This window comes from Variovorax sp. 01T439_2 (genome assembly GCF_056398445.1).
The window spans coordinates 1-6,003 of record NZ_JBFTPJ010000303.1; the positions used below are offsets into that span (position 1 = coordinate 1).

Genomic DNA, 6,003 nt, shown 5'->3' on the forward strand with positions numbered 1-6,003 from the left:
ACACCAAGGTGGGCGGCGGCAGCGACGGCATCTACATGTACGTGCGGCCGGCCATCGGCAAGCTCGACCTGGAGAACCGCATGGTGCTGTTCTACGTGGTGCTCGCATCGCTGGTGTTCACCTACGGCCTTCTGGCGCTGGTGCGGCGCTCGCGCTTCGGCGCGGCGCTCGCGGGCATCCGCGTGAACGAGCAGCGCATGCGCGCGGCGGGCTTTCCGGTGTACGGCTACAAGCTCGCGGCCTTCGTGCTGGCGGGTGCGCTGGCCGGGCTCGCGGGCTTTCTGCTGGCCTCGCGCGACGGCGTGGTCAACCCCGAGCTGATGGCCTGGCACAACTCGGGCGAGGTGCTGCTGATGGTGATCCTCGGCGGCCTCGGCCATCTGCGCGGCGCTGTCATCGGCGCCATCGCGTTCACGCTGCTGAAGGAAATCTTCTCGACGCACGCCGTGATGGGGCCGCTCGCGGACCACTGGCAGCTGACGCTGGGCATCGCGATCATCGTGTTCGTGGCGTGGCTGCCCAAGGGGCTGATCGGCCTGGCAAAGCGGCTGTCGCCGAAGGGGGCTGCATGACCGGCCCCTGCATTCCCTCTTTCTCCCTCCCCTCCCGGGGGAGGGCCGGGGTGGGGGCGCGCGGCGTCCAGCGCCGCGCAGCCTCGAAGGCCGCGAGCCCCCATCCCCACCTTCCCCCGGAAGGGGAAGGAGCAACACCATGACCGCACTGCTTTCCGTCGAAGGCCTCACCCGCCGCTTCGGCGGCCTCACAGCCGTCAATGCCATCACGCTCGACCTGCACGTGGGCGAAGTCCACGCGGTGATCGGCACCAATGGCGCGGGCAAGTCGACGCTCATCAACATGCTCTCGGGCGAGATCGAGGCCTCCGAGGGCCGCATCGCGCTCGACGGCGTCGACATCACGCGGCGCGCGCAGTGGCGCCGCGCGCGTGCCGGCGTGGGACGCAGCTACCAGCGCACCACCATCTTTCCGGAGTTCAGCGTGCACGAGAACTGCCGGCTCGCGGCGCAGGCCGCCACGGCGCGGCCCTGGACCGTGTGGCAGTCGTCCGGGCGCTGCGCGGCCAGCAATGCGGCGGCCGACGCGGCGCTCGAGGCCGCGGGCCTGTCGAACGAAGCCCTGCGCATCGCCGGCACGCTGAGCCACGGCGCGCAGCGCCAGCTCGAAGTGGCGATGTGCCWGGCCACCAAGCCCCGCGTGCTGCTGCTCGACGAGCCGCTCGCGGGCATGGGCGCCGAGGAAACCGACCGCATGCTCACGCTGCTCGCGCGGCTGAAGGCCACGCACGCCATCCTGCTGGTGGAGCACGACATGGATGCGGTGTTCCGCATTGCCGACCGCATCACGGTGATGGTGAACGGCACGGTCATCGCGACCGGCGATCCTCGGTCGATCCGAGAGAACCCCGAAGTGCGTACCGCCTACCTCGGAGAAGACCACTGACATGCTCGTCGTCCGCGATCTCAACACCTACTACGGCAACAGCCACATCCTGCGCGGCGTGCATGCCGGCATTCCGGCCGCCACCTCGGTCGGCCTGCTCGGGCGCAACGGCATGGGCAAGACCACGCTGATCCGCACGGTCATGGGCTATGTGCGCCCCGCGTCGGGCGAAGTGCAGGTCGATGGCCGCACCGTCACCGGCTGGCCGCCCGAGAAGATGGCGCGCCTGGGCATCGGCTACGTGCCCGAGGGCCGCGGCATCTTTCCGAATCTCTCGGTGCGCGAGAACCTCGTGATGAGCGAGCGCGCAGGCATCGACGGCCGGCGCGCCTGGACCTTCGACCGCGTGATGGCCACCTTCCCGCGGCTGGCCGAGCGGCTCTCGCACGGCGGCCAGCAGCTCTCGGGCGGCGAGCAGCAGATGCTCTCGATCGGCCGCGCGCTCATGACCAACCCGCGCCTGCTGATCCTCGACGAGGCCACCGAGGGCCTCGCGCCGCTGATCGTGGCCGAGATCTGGCGCGTGATCAGCGAGATCCGCGCGACCGGCATCGCCACGCTGATCGTGGACCGCGACTACCGCAAGGTGCTCGCGCACACCGATCTGGCGGTGGTGATGGAAAAGGRCCAGATCGTGCGGCATGGCGCGTCGGCCGACCTGCTGTCCGAGCCGAAGGCGCTCGAAGACTTGCTGGGCGTGTAGAGCGGGATGTAGAAGGAGCGCATGGCGATGGCACGCGAGATCAGCCTCCTCGATCTTTCGGGCAAGCCCGTGCGGTTCGACGGCAGGATGCTAATGAACGCGGCCGCCACGCCATGGCAGGGCTTTGCGCTGGAAGTGCGCGCGATGCACGGCGACGGCGAAAACCCGGCCTGCTACAACCCCCATCCGCTGCTCGCCTTTTGCATGCGCGGCCATGTGAAGTCCGCAATGACCACGGGGCGCCGCACCAGCCACGTCGAGAGCCGGCCCGGCAGCGTGTGTATCTTCGACCAGGGCTACGAGGTCGACCGCGTGACGTGGTCCGGCCAGTGCGACGAAGTGATTGCACTGGAGATCCGCCCCGAAACCCTGCGCAGCCTGATGCCCGAGAGCGATGGCGAGCTGCACCTGCAGACGCATCTCTCGACCACCGACGCCACGCTGACCTCGCTCGCCATTGCCATGCGCGACGAGGTCGAGCGCGGCTGCACGTCGGGCCGCATGCATGCGCAGGGCCTGTCCATGGCATTGGTGAGCTATCTGCAAAGCCGCTACGGCGGCGCGCGCAACGCGAAGCGCGCGCCGGGGCGGCTCTCGCAGGCGGACCTGCGCAGGGTGTACGACTGGGTGATGCAGCACCTGGGCGAAGACTTCGGCATCGACGAACTCGCGGCCGAGCTGAACATGAGTGCGGTGCACTTCACGCGTCTTTTCAGGGCCAGCACCGGCTCGACGCCCTACCGCTATGTGATGGAGCAGCGCGTGCGCCATTCGCTTGCGCTGCTGGAGGGCCGGTTGTCTCTCGCCGAGATCGCGCATGCCGTCGGCTTCTCGAGCCAGGCGCACTTCACGCAGGTGTTCAAGCAACTGGTGGGCACCACGCCCGCGCGCGCACGGCTCGGGTAAGTCCCGGTGCGAGGTGAATGGATCCCGCAAGCGATGATCGCTTGTCGATAGACCGGAACGCAGGCGAAAGGCAAATTAGATCTCCACACAACAGGAGACAAGAAGATGCCCCGAACGAGCCTGCACCCCGGACAAAACCCGCGCACCCCTTCACGCATTGCACCCACGGCACTGGCCGCGCTGTGCATGGGCATGTGCGCCGCCGCGGCGCTCACTGCCTGCGGCGGCAGCGACTCCTCGGGGCCCTCGCTGCCTTTCATCCCCACATCGCCGCCGCCCGCAGGCCCCACAACGCCCATGGCGCTCGCATGCGACGAAAGCCTGAAGACCGCGTTCAAGCCCGATGCGAACACCACCGTCACCGTGGTGAAGCAGTTCAAGCAGGGCGATGACCTGAACCTGGATGGCACGGCCTCGGGCACTGTGGCGGCCAGCGACCTGTGCATGGTCAAGCTCAATGTGGGGCCGGGCCATGCGGGACCGGCCGATGCGCCGTCCACCTCGCCCGGCATCGGCATCGAGGTGTGGCTGCCCGCAACGACCAAATGGAACAACCGCCTGCGCGTACTCGGCGGTGGCGGCTTCGTGGGCGACGCCGGCATCAGCTCCAGAACGCAGATCGGCGGCGCCGGCGCAGCCGCCATTGCGGCGGGCGAAGGCTCGGTGAGCGCGGTGACCGACGCGGGGCATGCATCGAAATTGCCCATCGGCGCGGTGGACGGCTCGTTCGCGATGAACCCCGACGGCACCATCAACACCACGCTCTGGACCGACTTCGCGAGCCGCGGCATCCACGAAATGGCCGTGAAGGCGAAGGCACTCGCGTCCGGCTTCTACCAGCGCGACGCAAAGTACGCCTATTGGGACGGCTGCTCCACCGGCGGCCGACAGGGCCATATGCAGGCGCAGGTGAACCCCGACGATTTCGACGGCATCCTGGCGGGCAACAGCGCGATCAACTGGACCACCTTCATCACCGCCGAGCTGTACCCGCAGATCGTGATGCAGCGCGACCTGGGCGGCACGCCGCTCACGCCGGACCAGATGACGCTGGTGTCGTCCGCCGCGGTGAGTGCCTGCGACAGCACGCTCACCGGCCAGCACGAAGGCTTCATCAGCGACCCGGCGGCTTGCAAGTACGACCCCACGCAGGACACCGCCGTGCTGTGCACCGGCAGCGGCGGCAGCAATGCCACCGCCGCCTGCCTGACGACCGTGCAGGCCCAGGCCGTCAACAAGATCTGGTACGGGCAGACGCGCGACGGCAGCGCACCGGCGCCTGCAAGCGACGTGGGCTACGGCGCTACGCTGGCCTCGGGCCAGCTCTGGTATGGCCTGACRCGCGGCACCGCGCTCAACAGCCCCGGCATGCCGGGGTTCTCGCTCGCGGATTCCACGGGCGGCGTGCCCAACCCGTTTCCGATTGCGGCACACCAGGTGGCGCTGAACCTGCAAGACCCGACGATTGCGACGCCCGATTTCATCAATGCAACAGGCAACGGCGCGAACAACTGGAAGGCGCTGTCGTATGCGCAACTGGCCAACGCCAGCGACCGCGGCAAGGCGCTGCAAACCGCGTTCGCGAACATCAACGCCGACAACCCCGACTTGGCCAAGTTCCGCGACCGCGGCGCCAAGCTGCTGACGTACCACGGTCTGGCCGACCAGCTGATTCCGAACTCGGGCACGGCCAACTACTACGAGCGCGCGGCCAAGGCGATGGGCGGCATCGATGAGACGCAGAAGTTCTACCGCTACCTCGAGATCCCGGCGATGGGGCACTGCGCGGGCGTGGGCTCCGTGAACGGTCTGGCAGGAGTGAGCCCCGCGGCCAACCCACCGCTGCCGGCACCGAACCAGTTGTTCGCCGCGTTGACCGATTGGGTCGAGAAAGGCGTGACGCCCGACAACCTGGTGCTGCAGAACGCGGACCAGTCGCTCGCACGGCCGCTGTGCACCTATCCGAAGAAGCTTGCCTACCTTGGCGGCGACGTGAAGGCGGCGGCCAGCTTCGCCTGCCGCTGAGCCTTCAGCCCGGCCGCTGCGCCATCAGGAAGTCGATGAACACCCGCATGCGCAGCGGCACGTGCCGCCCGTCCGGGTACAGCAGCGTGTAGGGCCGCGAGCGGCCCGCGAACGGCTTCAGCACTTCGACGAGCGAGCCGTCTGCAAGCTCTTTCTCCACGACGAAGCGGTAGGTCTGGAACAGCCCGGCGTCGCTCTTGGCGAGCGTGACGCCGCCGAGCACGTCGTCGGAGCAGCTGTAGGCGCTGTCCGCAAAGACCTCGCGGTCTTTGCCGTTCTCCTTGAAGAGCCACGAGATGCGGCGGCCGCTGCTGGGCAGCTCGAACTGGATGCACTCGTGCGCGGCAAGGTCGTCCAGCGTGCGCGGCGTGCCGGCCTTCTTCAGGTACTTGCGGGTGGCGACCACCACCAGGCCGGCATCTTCGAGGTGCCGCGCGATCAGCGTGGAGTCGGGTTGGGCGCGCACGCGCACGGCCATGTCGTAGCCCTCTTCCACGAAGTCGATATTGCGGTTGCTCAGGTGCACGTGCAGCCGGATGTCGGGAAAGCGTTCGCGGAACGCCGGCAGCAGCGGCAGGATGCGGTGGTGGCCGTAGGTGGTCGGCACGCTGATGCGCAGCGTGCCCGAAGGCTGCGCCTGCTGGCCCATGACCTCGCGCTCGGCATCGGCAAGCTGCGCCAGCGCCTGCTGGCACTGCGCAAAGTAGGTGCGGCCCGCATCGGTGCGCCGCACGCTGCGCGTGGTGCGCACGAACAGTCGCAGGCCCAGCCGATTTTCGAGCCGCGAGATCGAGCGGCTCACAGCGGCCGGCGTCACACCGGCCGCAAGCGCCGCCGAAGTGAAGCCACCGGTCTCCGCAGCAAGACAGAAGAGTTCGATGCTGCCCAGGAGGATGTCGCCGAACTGACGT

6 protein-coding genes are annotated in these 6,003 nt (G+C 68.5%); 5 read left to right on the plus strand and 1 reads right to left on the minus strand.

Annotated features, from left to right (window positions below):
- From AC1DOC_RS15770 to AC1DOC_RS15790, 5 genes are all read left to right on the plus strand, one after another.
- A partial coding sequence (locus AC1DOC_RS15770) for a branched-chain amino acid ABC transporter permease (RefSeq protein WP_478130056.1) occupies nucleotides 1-572 on the plus strand: 572 nt, incomplete at its 5' end.
- Between the two features lie 139 nt (nucleotides 573-711).
- Complete coding sequence (locus AC1DOC_RS15775; protein WP_478130057.1) at nucleotides 712-1,458, plus strand: ABC transporter ATP-binding protein; 747 nt, start codon at nucleotides 712-714, stop codon at nucleotides 1,456-1,458.
- A gap of 1 nt (nucleotide 1,459) precedes the next feature.
- Nucleotides 1,460-2,161: an ABC transporter ATP-binding protein gene (locus AC1DOC_RS15780; protein ID WP_478130058.1), complete on the plus strand. Its 702-nt coding sequence runs from the start codon at nucleotides 1,460-1,462 to the stop codon at nucleotides 2,159-2,161.
- Between the two features lie 27 nt (nucleotides 2,162-2,188).
- The gene (locus AC1DOC_RS15785; protein WP_478079923.1) at nucleotides 2,189-3,067 is read left to right on the plus strand and encodes a helix-turn-helix domain-containing protein; all 879 of its coding nucleotides are present in this window, start codon (nucleotides 2,189-2,191) and stop codon (nucleotides 3,065-3,067) included.
- Between the two features lie 105 nt (nucleotides 3,068-3,172).
- Complete coding sequence (locus tag AC1DOC_RS15790; protein ID WP_436299185.1) at nucleotides 3,173-5,092, plus strand: tannase/feruloyl esterase family alpha/beta hydrolase; 1,920 nt, start codon at nucleotides 3,173-3,175, stop codon at nucleotides 5,090-5,092.
- Between the two features lie 4 nt (nucleotides 5,093-5,096).
- On the opposite strand, the gene AC1DOC_RS15795 is transcribed toward AC1DOC_RS15790, so the two are convergent.
- Nucleotides 5,097-6,003 (minus strand): LysR family transcriptional regulator (locus tag AC1DOC_RS15795; protein WP_478130059.1); only part of this gene is annotated, 907 nt, incomplete at its 5' end.

Coding starts and splice junctions, on each gene's coding strand:
- AC1DOC_RS15785 (WP_478079923.1), top strand. CDS start 2,189: ATGGCACGCGAGATCAGCCTCCTCGATCTTTCGGGCAAGCCCGTGCGG.